The sequence below is a fragment of the Lactiplantibacillus brownii genome, assembly GCF_031085375.1.
GTDB classification, from domain to species: domain Bacteria; phylum Bacillota; class Bacilli; order Lactobacillales; family Lactobacillaceae; genus Lactiplantibacillus; species Lactiplantibacillus brownii.
This window is the reverse complement of the sequence record NZ_JAVCWF010000001.1, coordinates 808,596-820,736: the sequence shown is the minus strand read 5'-3', so window position 1 is coordinate 820,736 and position 12,141 is coordinate 808,596. Positions and strand designations below refer to the sequence as shown.

Annotated in this window: 13 protein-coding genes; 5 read left to right on the top strand and 8 right to left on the bottom strand. The window is 43.3% G+C overall.

Going from position 1 to position 12,141, the window contains the following annotated elements:
• The first annotated feature begins 61 nt into the window (after positions 1 to 61).
• Complete coding sequence (locus RA086_RS03465) at positions 62 to 1,114, top strand: AraC family transcriptional regulator (RefSeq protein ID WP_308702518.1); 1,053 nt, start codon at positions 62 to 64, stop codon at positions 1,112 to 1,114.
• Positions 1,115 to 1,244: 130 nt separating this feature from the next.
• On the opposite strand, the gene RA086_RS03460 is transcribed toward RA086_RS03465, so the two are convergent.
• The 4 genes from RA086_RS03460 to RA086_RS03445 all read right to left on the bottom strand — a co-directional run bounded on the left by RA086_RS03460 (position 1,245) and on the right by RA086_RS03445 (position 3,810).
• Entirely contained in the window at positions 1,245 to 2,066 is an 822-nt protein-coding gene (locus tag RA086_RS03460; RefSeq protein WP_308702517.1) for a DUF6681 family protein, read from the bottom strand.
• 3 nt (positions 2,067 to 2,069) lie between these two features.
• Entirely contained in the window at positions 2,070 to 2,549 is a 480-nt protein-coding gene (locus RA086_RS03455) for a hypothetical protein (RefSeq protein ID WP_308702516.1), read from the bottom strand.
• Positions 2,550 to 2,716: 167 nt separating this feature from the next.
• The gene (locus RA086_RS03450) at positions 2,717 to 3,160 is read right to left on the bottom strand and encodes a Fur family transcriptional regulator (RefSeq protein ID WP_308702515.1); all 444 of its coding nucleotides are present in this window, start codon (positions 3,158 to 3,160) and stop codon (positions 2,717 to 2,719) included.
• A 71-nt stretch (positions 3,161 to 3,231) separates the two neighbouring features.
• Complete coding sequence (locus tag RA086_RS03445; protein ID WP_308702514.1) at positions 3,232 to 3,810, bottom strand: guanylate kinase; 579 nt, start codon at positions 3,808 to 3,810, stop codon at positions 3,232 to 3,234.
• 152 nt (positions 3,811 to 3,962) lie between these two features.
• On the opposite strand from RA086_RS03445, the gene RA086_RS03440 reads away from it, so the two are divergent.
• A complete protein-coding gene (locus tag RA086_RS03440) occupies positions 3,963 to 4,112 on the top strand; it encodes a hypothetical protein (RefSeq protein ID WP_137616724.1) in 150 nt (49 codons plus the stop codon).
• A 969-nt stretch (positions 4,113 to 5,081) separates the two neighbouring features.
• Here RA086_RS03440 and RA086_RS03435 read toward each other — a convergent pair.
• Together RA086_RS03435 and RA086_RS03430 are read right to left on the bottom strand one after the other, a co-directional pair.
• Positions 5,082 to 5,501, bottom strand: a complete 420-nt coding sequence (locus tag RA086_RS03435; RefSeq protein ID WP_308702513.1) for a bis(5'-nucleosyl)-tetraphosphatase — start codon at positions 5,499 to 5,501, stop codon at positions 5,082 to 5,084.
• A 61-nt stretch (positions 5,502 to 5,562) separates the two neighbouring features.
• On the bottom strand, positions 5,563 to 6,378 hold the full coding sequence (locus RA086_RS03430) for a PfkB family carbohydrate kinase (RefSeq protein ID WP_308702512.1): 816 nt from the start codon (positions 6,376 to 6,378) through the stop codon (positions 5,563 to 5,565).
• A gap of 234 nt (positions 6,379 to 6,612) precedes the next feature.
• Here RA086_RS03430 and RA086_RS03425 point away from each other — a divergent pair, with 234 nt between their 5' ends.
• On the top strand, positions 6,613 to 8,010 hold the full coding sequence (locus RA086_RS03425; protein ID WP_308702511.1) for an amino acid permease: 1,398 nt from the start codon (positions 6,613 to 6,615) through the stop codon (positions 8,008 to 8,010).
• Between the two features lie 110 nt (positions 8,011 to 8,120).
• Positions 8,121 to 8,399: a transposase gene (locus tag RA086_RS03420; protein ID WP_308702510.1), complete on the top strand. Its 279-nt coding sequence runs from the start codon at positions 8,121 to 8,123 to the stop codon at positions 8,397 to 8,399.
• 74 nt (positions 8,400 to 8,473) lie between these two features.
• Here the strand turns inward: RA086_RS03420 and RA086_RS03415 are convergent, their stop codons facing one another.
• Complete coding sequence (locus tag RA086_RS03415) at positions 8,474 to 8,875, bottom strand: OsmC family protein (RefSeq protein WP_308702509.1); 402 nt, start codon at positions 8,873 to 8,875, stop codon at positions 8,474 to 8,476.
• A 135-nt stretch (positions 8,876 to 9,010) separates the two neighbouring features.
• On the opposite strand from RA086_RS03415, the gene RA086_RS03410 reads away from it, so the two are divergent.
• Positions 9,011 to 11,455 (top strand): Xaa-Pro dipeptidyl-peptidase, encoded by a 2,445-nt coding sequence (locus RA086_RS03410; protein ID WP_308702508.1) that lies wholly within the window; start codon positions 9,011 to 9,013, stop codon positions 11,453 to 11,455.
• A gap of 470 nt (positions 11,456 to 11,925) precedes the next feature.
• Here the strand turns inward: RA086_RS03410 and RA086_RS03405 are convergent, their stop codons facing one another.
• Positions 11,926 to 12,132, bottom strand: a complete 207-nt coding sequence (locus RA086_RS03405) for a hypothetical protein (RefSeq protein ID WP_308702507.1) — start codon at positions 12,130 to 12,132, stop codon at positions 11,926 to 11,928.
• Positions 12,133 to 12,141: the final 9 nt, after the last annotated feature.

Sequence of the window (12,141 nt, the reverse complement as noted above, 5' to 3'; positions counted from 1 at the left end):
GCTTTATTGATAAATAAAATAGGTAACAATCTGCAAAATATGTAAAAGGGAGAATTACGTCATGACTTTAAACGAGTTACTAGCTCAAATGCACACTTATACTAAAATCGAACGATACTTAATGACCCATCGAGATATCCGCAATAATCAACAACAAATAAATAAGTTTAACCAGCAATTAAATCCTGAAGAAGTTAATGAAATGCTAGTCCCGATTATTAATGAGTCAGACACCAGTAAACCTAGTACTTTTCCTGCTAATTTTTTCTTTTCAGAAGATGATCCATTAAAAGTAAAAATGACGCAACACACCCGTTACTCAACACCAATCCTACATAAGCATGATTTCTATGAAATGTTCTACGTCTATGAAGGTGAGTTCACACAACTTATCAATCAAAAAAGTATGACAATGCATACTGGTGATATTTGTCTTATTCAGCCCGGCGTCTATCATTCTTTGGATGTTAACAATTACAGCATTGTGTTAAATATTCTGATTGAGCGTCAAACATTTGAATCAATTTTTTTCAACGACCTCGTTGGTGAAAATACTTTTTCAACATTCTTCAGAAATGATTTCTTTTCGGAAAAACTGAATACTTATATCATTTTTAAAACCCTTGGTGAACATGAGACGCAAGATTTAATCCTCAAAATGTACTTAGAAATCTTGAATAAGTCACAATACTATACACAAGTTATTCACTCATACTTATTATTACTTTTCAGCCACCTATTAAGACATTATATGAAAACGGCTACTATTCCTAAACCAACTAAGAAACAGGATTTAGTCGATTTTCAAATCATTACTGCCATCCAAAAAGACTATCAAACGATCACACTACCAAAACTCGCACAAAAATTTCATTATTCTACACAGTATATTTCTCAACGAATTAAACATGCCACTGGGCTAGCATTTAGCCAATTTCTATTAAACCGACGAATGCAAATTGCCGTTGAATTATTAAAGGGGACCGAAAAGAAAGTTAAAACTATCAGTGAAGAAGTCGGTTACAACAATGTCGAAAACTTCATCAGAACATTTAAACGCGAACAAGGTATCAGTCCGGCAAAATTTCGGCAGGCACTTCAGGAGTATCATTAACCGATCGTTTGTTGCACTTGATTTGGCAATTCGGGTTTAAATAAAATAATATTATGTCAGCACAAAAAACGGCAGTTAGTCATCAAGCTTTACTTGATCATTAACTACCGCTTTTTGATATTAAGTTGTTCTAATTTTCACGGTCCTCAAAAGCCACTTGTGCTGTGATGTGATAATCGTTAGGTTGTTCAATCGTTGCTGAACGACCCGCGATTTTTTCCATACCACCAGTAATCACTGTAGAAGCTAGGTAGAGCTTATAATCTTCATGCGCATCGTGGACATCCGTCAATCCCACTCGGGTAATGTGTCCAACTGGCAATTGATCAATCTGATTAATGCCCGCGTACACCGTCATCCGATGATTTTCAACTCTTAATTCCGAATAAGGAATCTGAATGCCTTGCCCAATCGCGGCAACTGGTTCGCCAGTTGCCTTAACTTGCGTCATGATATCATGATCACTCATCCCACCATAATCTAGTCGGACAATGTTGGCCGCTTGCAATTGGTCAACGATTTGATGAACATTACGTTGTTCCTCTCGCGAAGTTCTAATCGCGGCTGGCAATAACTCTTGCCCATCAAAAATACCATTGGCCGGAATATATGGCTGTTGTTGCGTGCCTTGACGCGCTTGCTTTTCTGCCGCAATCGCTTCTTTAGGTTTACCACCCAATAATTTTTCAATTTTTGGCGATAAATCATACTTAGCTCTTTTTTCAGTGAAATAATAGATCACGTTTAACGTGATGAAATAAATCAACACTAAGAAGACCAGCATGTAGAGCAGGCCGCGCAACCACGCCCCATTTCGCATCAATTGAATGGCAACGTAACCTAAGTAAAGGTTACCGGCAATCCCAATCCCAATATAAATCTGGTTTTTAATTTTTAAGTTAACGTTGACGTAACCTAAGGCATGGTTGATCATATCTAAAATACTAAACATGTCCTATTCGCCCCCGTCATCTGAAGTATCAGTCGTCGTCTCAGTTGTCGTGGCCGCTGAACTCGATTGCGTCGCACTTGACGACGATGATGAGGCATCATTACCCGTGTCAGTCGAACTAGATTCAGCACTAGAACTAGAATCTGTGGTTGAGCTGCTAGTCGTCGCGCTATTCGACGTTGAAGAGCTACTGTTTTCGCCTGTATTATCGGTCGTCGAGCTACTGTCTTGCGAACTTTGGTCATCTGAATTATCGGATGACGACTCGCTTGAATGATCAGAACTGTGGTCACTCGCATTTTTATCACTTGAATTTTTATCACTAGTGGTGCTGCTGGAAGACTTCACAACTTTACTGCTGCTAGCCTTCGCACCATTCACCGTATGCGTCGTCTTATTGACAACCACGTTGGTCGCGCCCAGCGCTAACACAATCGAAACAATGGCAAATGGTGAAATAAATGGTGGTGTTCGATAAGCCATCGAGGTCATTCCCTTCTAATCTTTCCGTTCTACAATCTCTAAGGCTTAATTAAACCATGCTTGACCTTAGAATGCATCAAAAGTGGTCGAAATTAATAAAGTCTTTAAGACCAGTTTACCACGGCCACGAACCCTTTTGGACAATAAAAAAGCCGACGATTTGTCGACTAGTTTTCATGCGCCTTTTTAGCCGTACATTCCGCACACAAACCATAAATTTCCATGCGATGACCCGTGATCGTACAACCAGGTAACTGAGCTTCATAGACATCTAGTGGACAAGCCTTTAATTCAATCACCCGTCCACAATTTGAACAGACAAAATGGTGATGGTGCTGATGCTCAAAATCACATTGATATTTGACTAAAGTTTGATTGTCAGCGGATTTCACTTCCAACAAACCAAGCGTTTCAAATTCTTTAATATTACGATAAATCGTATTATGGCTCATGCCGGCAAATAAGGTCCTCATATGTTCATCAACCGCAGAAATCGCCACATAGTGATCCTGATAGGTCACTAAATAATCTAACAGCGCATGGCGTTGCTTGGTAATCTTCAATTGATTGCGCCGTAAAATCGATACCGCTTGTTCCAGGGTCGCTTCCATTAGGCCGGCCTCCTTCTCACTAAATCATAATCATTACTATTTAGTTTAGCATATCCGACCTTGAAAGGGAATTAATTCGCCGATTGTGGATCAGTCTGGTATTGGGCGATTAGCTGATCCAGCGCCTGTTGCGTTTGCGCCCAATCATCATTTACAATAACTTGCGCATGCCCAACTAAGCCCACTGGCAATTGTTGATCACGTAAATATTCTTTGCTAGCGACCCGTCGTTCAATCCGTGCCTGCTGATCGCCACGTTTAGTTAGACGTTCCAATAAGGCTTGCTGGTTGGGCACTTCCAAATAAATAATAACGGCTTGATCGCCAAGTTCTTTAGCATAAGTCACCGCACCAGCGGTATCTAAAACGATGCTGATAAACGGTGACCGTTGCCACCCTGCTGCCAAACCTTCACGAGAGGACCCGTATTGATTACCACTATAGGTCACGTGTTCCAAATAATGTTTGGTGGCAAAACTGGCGGGTGTTTCAAAATAATAGTCCACCCCATCTTGTTCACCCGCACGTGGCGAGCGAGTTGTGTGCGTTATCACCTGTGGCATGTTATAGTGTTCTTTCATATACTGGCTGACGGTCGTTTTACCACTACCAGTTGGACCGGTAATTACAAAAACTTTGTTATGGGTCATTGGGTCATTTTCTCCTAAATATATATTTTCTGTAAGGCTTTTCATTTGCATTATACCGCGGAACGGCGTATAGTAAGTGAATTGTAAGGTTCACAGATGATGTAAGCATCTCGTAGCAAAACCAAACAATTTTCAGAAGGGGGTTTTGTCACATGAAATTTCAACCGACAAACAGCTGGTTCAGTATCGTTCTGGATACCCAGCGACAATTATTCGTTGCAACTGACAAACTTCATCCAGAATTGCGCGCTGAAGGCGTTACAATCGAAGATGCAGTTGCTAACTTGAAAACTCAAGCCTAAAAATCGTTCATTATAATTAAAAAATTGATGTACAGTTTTAAGTTCTATCGTAGTTTTATAGTTTAAAAATTACTGGTAACCGTTTATGCGACGGTGCCAGTAATTTTTTTGTGCTCAGATTCGGGTGAATTGACGATAAATAGTCGCATTTGACGGTGAAAGCACCTAGAAGTTACTTTCAAAAGGCAATTGCACCGATTGGCATTTTTCATACTTTTTTGAACCATTTACAAAGTAGTTCTCTTTTGATCAAGTAAGAAAATTCGACATCGCTCATGAACTCGTTCCGTTAAATACGGCGAAAGCCACCACATCAATGTTGATCAGATAGTGTATAGATTTAGCTTGCCACTCCGGTTGGCCTGGACTGATGCTGGAACGTGGTGGCCACGTTTGTGAGCCAAAGGTCGGTCTCACAAGCCGGGCTTTCTCTAAGCTGGAAGTTCACCAGCAGCCGAAACGTGTTCGGTCCAACTGCTCCCTCCGCTTGCTACACCATCACAACCACTCGGAAAATCGCCGAGTAATTGCGATGGTTAGGCAATGCTCAGGAACAGCCCGTTGGCCCTCACACTCTTGAAAAATTTCACCACTGAGCATCCTCCAGCCCGCCCTGCGCTAATTAGTGTTTCTAACATCAATTGCTTTTTAACTAGATGCTGAGTTAATTCAATATGGTTTTAATTCAACTACTATTCAACGTCGGAGTGGACTAGCTCGTTTGCCGTGTCGAGACACTTAGCTGGGCGAGTTTACCCAGGTTAGTGTCTGGCCGACTTTTAAGACGTGATTTTCGGCTTGAAAGCGTCCTGCAGACCGCACTTTGGCTGCAGGTCTGCCTCACAGCGAACGAGTTAGTCCACGGAGACGGACCATTAATCACTTATTTTAAACATGATTGCTACAATGCGCTAGTACGGTTCAAACACTGAGCGGCAAACCACTTATAACTGCTAAGCTATTAAAAAACTAGTTTAATTTCTTTTCGATATAGTCGTTGGCTTGATCCAATAATTCTTTCAAATTATCGTAGGTCAGCCGTTTACGCGCCGTCGCATAGTCGAACCAACCATTGGCACTGATTTCAACTTTTTGCCGCGTCACAGCCACACCTGTAGGCACTTCGCTGACAAATAACGTCATTTGCTTGCGATTACCATTTGGCAAATCATATTCCGTATAGCCTTTAAACTTCGTGTCTAAGGTGACAGCCAACTGCGTTTCTTCATGAATTTCACGTAAAGCGGCTTCGGCTAAGGTTTCTTCACCTTCAACGTGGCCTTTTGGAAAGCCCCAAAAGTTGCTAGTGGCACTTTGTAATAAGAGATAAGCCGGATGGCCGTCCTTTTGTTGATAAACGACCGCCCCACTCGTAATTTCAATACTCATAAAACGATTCCTCCAAAATTCAATTTCAAAAACACTCCCAGCTAGTATAACATTTTCCGGCTTAACCTAGTGTTAAAATAGCACGCAACAAACCGCCTAACGCCACACCTTGTCGACCATCTGACCGATGCTCAGACAAAGTCTCAGCCACCGCAATATGAAGCCACTGATTAGCCAGTTCCAGACTACGTGTCAAAGAGAACCCTCGTCCGAGTAATCCTGTGATGACCGCTGCAAGCGTGTCACCAGTGCCGTTATAGTGTCCGGCTAAGCGTGGCTCACCCACAAATTGCACCCCATCTGGCGTCAGCCAAGCACAACCAATCTGATCATTTTGCGTGACATCCGTAATCACCACATGAGCACCCGGTTTGAGTAATTTTTGGCAAGCAGCTAGGAGCTGCGGTAAATTTAGGGCTTCCGTGTATGGTACACTCGCTAACAAACAAGCTTCGGTGACGTTTGGCAAAATCACATCGGCCAGTTGGACCAGCTGGCGCATGGCAGCCACATAACGGTCATCAAAGCCAGTGTATAGCTTGCCCAGATCTCCCATGACTGGATCAATCACCAACAAAGCTAATTTTTGCGTCACTAAATAATCTTGTAACAACTGGCATCGTTCGACCGAACCGACGTAGCCAATCAGTCCTTGTTGAAAAGCCAACTGGGCCGTTGTCCAGTGTTTAAAGACTTGGGGTAACCAAGTCGCCAAATCGACCACAGCCGGTTGTCCATAGCCACTGGTGTGTGTTGACAGCAGGGTCGTTGGCAATGCCGCCACTTGATAGTCCATCGCCGTCAGGACTGGTAACGCGGCACTGAGTGAAATTCCGCCGACCGCCGATAAATCTTCTGCCACTAAAATTGATGACATCCCATGGCCTCCTCGTTAATCATTTTCACTAATCATCTTATCAGAATCCGCCATCATTGTAACGGGGCAGAATTCAGTTAAGTGCCCTAACAAACCAGTTCTACTGGTTACTTTTGAAATTAGCATCTGATTCTAATTGACTTTTAATAATCAGTCAAGGTATCATGTGAGCAGAGTAACTTGTCGAATTGTGACAACGAGCTGTTAATAATAACCAAAAAGGGGACAACATTTATGGGGATTCGTCAGCGCTTGTTTCAGAAAGAAAATCTGGAGCGCTATTTACAAAAAGATAGTCAATTTGAGCGGACCCTATCCGCCATTGACTTAATTGCACTTGGCATTGGGGCCGTTATTGGGACTGGGATCTTTATCTTACCCGGCACGGTGGCTGCCACGAAAGCGGGTCCTGGGATTATCTTATCCTTCGTAATTGCCGCCATCGTTTGTGCCGTCGCCGCAATGTGCTATGCCGAGTTTGCCTCGGTTTTACCTATCGCTGGCTCCGCCTATTCATATGGCAACATCGTCTATGGTGAAATGATTGGCTGGATCATCGGCTGGGCCTTAGTGTTGGAATATGTCTTAGCCGTGGCTGCCGTCGCGGTTGGCTGGGCCGCCTACTTTAATTCGTTTATTGCCGGTTTCGGTCTCAAATTACCGAAAGCCATCACGGGGTCTTTTGACCCAGCACATGGCACGTACGTCAATTTGGTAGCCATCTTAATCGTCTGTTTGATTGCTTGGATCATCGACGAAGGCCTGAAGACTTCCGTTCGTTTGAATAATATTATCGTTGCCGTTAAATTAGCTATTATTGTGATTTTCTTATTGGTTGGTTCATTCTACGTTAAGCCTTCTAACTGGACGCCGTTTGCCCCATTTGGGATTCACGGCATCTTCCAAGGCGCCGCGGTCGTCTTCTTTGCTTATTTAGGCTTTGATGCCGTTTCATCCTCCGCCGCGGAAGTTAAAAACGCTAAGCGCAACATGCCGATTGGGATCATTGGAACCTTAATTGTTTGTACCGTCTTCTATATTATGGTCTCCGGTGTGTTAACTGGGATGGTCTCTTACAAGTTGTTAAACGTTGATGACGCTGTCACTTTCGCGCTACAGCTTGTCCATCAAAACTTCGTCGCTGGTATTGTCTCGATTGGCGCACTAGCGGGCATGTTCACCATGATGGTCACGATGATCTACAGTAGTTCTCGACTCTTGTACTCAATTGGGCGTGACGGCTTGTTACCAAGTTTTCTTGGTCAAATCGACAAACACCATGCGCCAAAACATGCTATGTTAACGGTCACGGTTGTGATTTCGATTCTCGGTGGCTTTATTCCACTGGGACAATTAGCCAACTTGGTTAACATCGGAACCTTAATCGCCTTTACCTTCGTTTCATTCGGGATCCTGTTATTACGTCGGAACCCAACTTTGAATAAAATTAAAGGCTTCCGCGTGCCATTCTACCCAGTTCTGCCGGTTGTTTCTGGCTTATTGTGTCTCTTCATGATGACGCAACTTTCCCTCGAAACTTGGGTTGCTTCACTGATTTGGTTCGTCTTCGGACTGATTATTTACTTTAGCTATGGTATTCGTCACAGTAAAATGAACCAGAAATTAGATTAAAACGACTAAAACGTTCAGGCCAGTTGCCTGAACGTTTTTTGGCACCATTAGTGACAGCGATTACAATAACCGTTATACTAAGGGCAACTATTTTAAGGAGTGTGACCTATATGTTACCACCAAAAGAAATGCACGAGGCTTGGAAAGTACATCACGAACGTGTTTATAACATGGCGCACGATTATCCTTGGCTGATTCCGGCATTAACGTTATTACACACCGTACCGTTAGCCATTGCGATTCATGGGTTCTACAAGACTCATCAGAAGTATCTCCAACTCAGAATTGAACGTGAAAAGACTAAGCGCCAAGCCTTGGATAAGGTCGATAAGGTTGAAGACGTCGTCAAAACGGCACATTCACATTGTCCATTTCATCACGACTGCTAAAAAGCATCACCAGTCGCTTTCAAAATAAACTGATTGATCGTCCTTAGTTGGACCACCAATCAGTTTATTTTTGCCTACAAATGGATTTTAACGTTCACGTTGTCGCCAAGTAATTTAGCCACCGGACAGCGAGTCTCCGCAAGCGCTAACCAGTGCGCACCAGTTGCCGAGTCAACTTCTGGAATCGTGACTTGCGCATCCAAAAAGAATTGATACCCAAACCGGTCCCGTGACATCTTAACTGTCGTGACGACCTTACTTTGGTGCGGCACGTCATGTTCCTTTTCAATGGCCTCCAGCGTGGCATTCAAACAAGTACTCAACGCTAAACCAAGCAACTGTTCTGGATTCGACCCCGGATCAGTTTTGGTCGGACTCGCCACTGGCACCCGCATCCCATCTTCGATATAAGCTTCGCCATGAATCCCGTCTTCGTTAACCGCCTTAGTCGTATACAAAATTGGAAATTGAGCCATGTACTGTCACCTCCAAATTTAAATTAACTTCAATGTAGCACAAGCTAGGAACCCTGTCAGTTTCTAATTTGGTCTAAAGCCAAATAGCGGTATAATGTTACTTAAAATATAACTTTTATCATAAAGGACAAACCTATGAAAAATAATCAATTTGCAATCGTGCCCACTGATTCCGAAGCGGCGATTGCTGAACTCACAAAAATTCATTTCATTACCACTGACATGGCTGCTTTAACTACGGTGCCAGCTGTTTACCGGGCCCTTTTAGCCAAAAGCTTTCCGGAAGTTCATTCCGCGGCTGGACTAAAACACAAATTTAGCAACTTAATGGCAACGAGTCAGCACACTTTGACTGAATGGCTAGACACGGCAACGGTTGTAAACAATCAAGTTTTCTACAACGTCGGTCTACAGTTACTCGGCTTCTTGCCTGGTCAAGACTTCGACCTCGCTGATCCGCTGTTAGCGATGCGCGACATTCATTTGCCCATGGTCGGCGAATCCGCCTTCGATCGTGAATCACTCTACTACGCCTGGTACTTACTGCTAAACACGCGTGGCGTTCAAGGTCAAACCTTGATTGAATTATTGACGACCCGCGGCTTTTTTGCGCCATTTTATCAAGCAGATCAGGATCAAAAACCACTATTCTTCAACGGGAAAGCACAAGCCGTCTTCGATACTGACAAACTCATCCGTGAAGTCGTTTACGTGGAAGCCCCCTTGGATACTGACGACGATGGTCAACGTGATTTATTAAAGGTTGAGATTTTGCGGCCCGCTGAGACCAATACCGGTTTGAAAGTCCCGGTCCTTTATACGGCAAGTCCTTATAATCAAGGGATTGATGACCAGGCTGGCAAGGCGCAAATGCACAATGTTGACGTGCCATTGACCGCCAAGACGCCAGACAACAACACTTACGCAGACGTTGAGTTTAAAGCAACAGCACCCCAATTGCCTGCCGCACGTGCCGTTGATGAAACCACCTCTGAAGCAGAAGAAAGCTTTGGCCGTGAACGTTCTTACACGCTAAACGATTACTTTCTAGCACGCGGTTTCGCTGTCGTTTACGCCGCTGGCATTGGCTCAGTCGATTCCGATGGCTTGGCGCCAACTGGCGATGAAGACGAGACCACCTCGACCATTGCTATCATTGAATGGCTGACTGGCAAACGGAATGCCTTCACGACCCGCGATGGTGATGTTGCCATCAAAGCTTGGTGGACCAATGGCTCAGTCGCAATGACCGGGCGCTCTTATCTGGGTACTTTGGCGACTGCCGCTGCGACAACCGGGGTCGAAGGCTTAAAGACGATCATTTCAGAAGCTGCCATTTCGAGTTGGTACGACTACTACCGCGACAACGGTCTCGTGGTTGCTCCTGATACGTTCCAAGGTGAGGATACCGATGTCTTAGCAGCAGAAGTCTTTTCACGGAGCCTTAAAGCTGGCGATGCACATCATATTCAAGGCAAGTTTAACCAAAAGCTCGCCGAATTGACCGCGGATCAAGATCGTGAAACTGGGAGTTATAATCGTTTTTGGGACGAACGCAACTATCTCAAAAATGTTGATAAAATAAAAGCAGATATTGTCATGGTTCACGGACTTAATGACTGGAACGTTAAGCCCCGCAATGTCGCTAACCTTTGGGATAAATTACAAAGTGTTCCAGTGACCAAAAAACTCATCTTACACCAAGGTCAACATATTTATATTAATAACTTACAGTCACTCGATTTCACTGACATGATGAATCTTTGGCTCAGTCATGAACTCTATGACTTGGATAACCATGCGGAAGCCCTCTTACCTAATGTGCTCGTACAGGATAATACCGCCGCTGAGACTTGGACTGCACATGATAATTGGTGGGAAGATGCCGACAAGTCGCTCGACTTTAAGGTGCAATATAAGGAGCTCGTGCCCGCTGACCATCCCGTTGACCAACGTGCAGCCCATTTCACGGACAAATTGTCGGACAAGTTATTCACCCACTATCAACAGCATCTGAATGATTGGCAAAACGATCTACTCAGTGAGGATAAAACTAATCCGTTGTACAATCACCGGCTATTGTTTAAATCTTGGCAAGCACCGGCGGATCAATTGCTCGTGGGTCGACCACAAGTGAGTGGCTCCGTGGCCGTGAATCAAAACTTCGGGATGTTAAGTTTCATGTTGATTGACTTTGGCCTCGCGCAACGGTTAACAGTCAGTCCACAATTGATTGCGTCCAAGGCGCTCGATCTCGGCTATCATTGGCGTGAGGATGACTTGAAAGATTTCAAGTTAGCACCGGCCACCTCATTCAAGATGATTACAAAAGGTCATTTGAATCTGCAAAACCGACACGAGCCTTGGCATGCGGAAGCCATTCAACCGAACCAGTTCAATGACTTTAGTGTTGAGCTACAACCGATCTTCCATCGCTTACTTGCGGGTCATCAACTTGGCTTAGTCATTTATGCGACCGATATGAAGATGACGGTTCGTGGTAATCAAGACTTACAATATTCTCTGAATTTAAATGACATTAAGCTACAAATTCCTTTAAAAACATTGAAAGCTAAATAAGCTAAAGCGGCAAAAATCCATGCGTGATTTTTGCCGTTTTTTTTGATTACCCTTTATGTCAATATAGAACTTAGCAAGCGACTAAAACATTAAAAAGGCACATCAAGTCCTTACCCGTCAAACTGCATCAAAACCTTATCCACAAAAACCACCAGCCACAATTTCCGTAGTCGGTGGTTTTATTCTTTACTATATGAGATTCACATAGTCAGCTAACCCAATATTGGGCTTTACATCTCGTAGAACTAAATCGATTAACAAAATCTAGTCATTGCTCTTTTATAATATCAAGTAGTACAACAAAGATAAACTTTTCCACCACCAATATTCATCATCAAAACAGTCTGAATAGTTGTTTTAACCAATAAATTTTCTGCATTTTATGATAACAACTCATTAATTTATTCGTAGTAATTATTCAATGAAATCAAGGTTGTCTGAACTTGAATCACTAAAATAGTTTTCCAGCACTATTTTTCACTCAACCACGGTTTATTCAATGATTGTGGATCATTTTCCTTAAAACCAGCATCACGTAATAAGCCATTTGCTGCATCAATCGTTTGATCGAAGCTTAGTTGCTCATCTGAAATAATTTGATTATGTCGATTTTCCCATAATCCCTTCAATTTAGTGCTATGCCGTAGATCATTAAAAGCTGCAATTGGATTTTTCAAAGCATCAAC

Coding starts and splice junctions, on each gene's coding strand:
- RA086_RS03465 (WP_308702518.1), top strand. CDS start 62: ATGACTTTAAACGAGTTACTAGCTCAAATGCACACTTATACTAAAATC.
- RA086_RS03460 (WP_308702517.1), bottom strand. CDS start 2,066: ATGTTTAGTATTTTAGATATGATCAACCATGCCTTAGGTTACGTCAAC.
- RA086_RS03455 (WP_308702516.1), bottom strand. CDS start 2,549: ATGGCTTATCGAACACCACCATTTATTTCACCATTTGCCATTGTTTCG.
- RA086_RS03450 (WP_308702515.1), bottom strand. CDS start 3,160: ATGGAAGCGACCCTGGAACAAGCGGTATCGATTTTACGGCGCAATCAA.
- RA086_RS03445 (WP_308702514.1), bottom strand. CDS start 3,810: ATGACCCATAACAAAGTTTTTGTAATTACCGGTCCAACTGGTAGTGGT.
- RA086_RS03440 (WP_137616724.1), top strand. CDS start 3,963: ATGAAATTTCAACCGACAAACAGCTGGTTCAGTATCGTTCTGGATACC.
- RA086_RS03435 (WP_308702513.1), bottom strand. CDS start 5,501: ATGAGTATTGAAATTACGAGTGGGGCGGTCGTTTATCAACAAAAGGAC.
- RA086_RS03430 (WP_308702512.1), bottom strand. CDS start 6,378: ATGTCATCAATTTTAGTGGCAGAAGATTTATCGGCGGTCGGCGGAATT.
- RA086_RS03425 (WP_308702511.1), top strand. CDS start 6,613: ATGGGGATTCGTCAGCGCTTGTTTCAGAAAGAAAATCTGGAGCGCTAT.
- RA086_RS03420 (WP_308702510.1), top strand. CDS start 8,121: ATGTTACCACCAAAAGAAATGCACGAGGCTTGGAAAGTACATCACGAA.
- RA086_RS03415 (WP_308702509.1), bottom strand. CDS start 8,875: ATGGCTCAATTTCCAATTTTGTATACGACTAAGGCGGTTAACGAAGAC.
- RA086_RS03410 (WP_308702508.1), top strand. CDS start 9,011: ATGAAAAATAATCAATTTGCAATCGTGCCCACTGATTCCGAAGCGGCG.